The sequence below is a fragment of the Streptomyces viridiviolaceus genome (genome assembly GCF_014650995.1).
In the GTDB taxonomy this organism is placed as follows: Bacteria; Actinomycetota; Actinomycetes; order Streptomycetales; family Streptomycetaceae; genus Streptomyces; species Streptomyces viridiviolaceus.
In genome coordinates, this window is the sequence record NZ_BMWA01000094.1 from 1 (window position 1) to 916 (window position 916).

Sequence of the window (916 nt, forward strand, 5' to 3'; positions counted from 1 at the left end):
CCCACGGCACCGGCACCACCCTCGGCGACCCCATCGAAGCCCAGGCCCTCATCAACACCTACGGCCAGGAACGCGAGAACGACCGACCGCTGTACCTCGGGTCGATCAAGTCCAACATCGGCCACACCCAGGCCGCCGCGGGCGTCGCCGGCGTCATCAAGATGGTCCAGGCCATGCAGCACGGCGTACTGCCCCCGACCCTCCACGTCGACCAGCCCTCACCGCAGATCGACTGGACCGCAGGAGCCGTAGAACTCCTCACCAAGACACGGGAGTGGCCGGAGAACGGCCGACCCCGGCGAGCCGCCGTCTCGTCCTTCGGCATCAGCGGCACCAACGCCCACGTCATCCTGGAGGAGGGTGCGCAGGAGGCATTCCGGGACGGAGGCACAACGGCCGGAGCACAGGCTTCCGGCTCGGCGTACGCGCCGTGGGTCCTCTCCGGAAAGGAGGAAGCCACACTGATGGCGCAGGCCGCGAAGCTGGCCGCCTACGTCGCCGAGCACAGCGAGGAGCCGCTGTTCGACATCGGTCTCTCCCTGGCCACCACGAGGTCTGCGTTCGAGCACCGCGCCGTCCTGGTGCACCGGAGCCTCGAGGAACAGTTGGCGGGGCTGCAGGCCCTCGCCTCCGGGGAGAGGGCCGCGGGCGTCATCCGCGGCACGGTGTCACCGGGCAAACTCGCGTTCCTGTTCACGGGACAAGGCAGCCAGCGCCTCGGCATGGGACGCGACCTCCACGCCGCCTTCCCCGCCTTCGCCACCGCCTTCGACACCGTCGCCGACAGCCTCGACAAACACCTCACCACACCCCTGCGCACCGTGATCTGGGACAGCGAGGACAGCACGCTGCTGGACCGTACGGAGTACACCCAGCCCGCGCTGTTCGCCATCGAGGTCGCCCTGTTCCGGCTGCT

At 69.3% G+C, this 916-nt stretch carries 1 protein-coding gene; it reads left to right on the forward strand.

The window, feature by feature from the left end; genetic code table 11:
- Positions 1-916, forward strand: a 916-nt coding sequence (locus tag IE260_RS41030) for a ketoacyl-synthetase C-terminal extension domain-containing protein (protein WP_189881021.1), incomplete at both ends; no start/stop codon positions are given.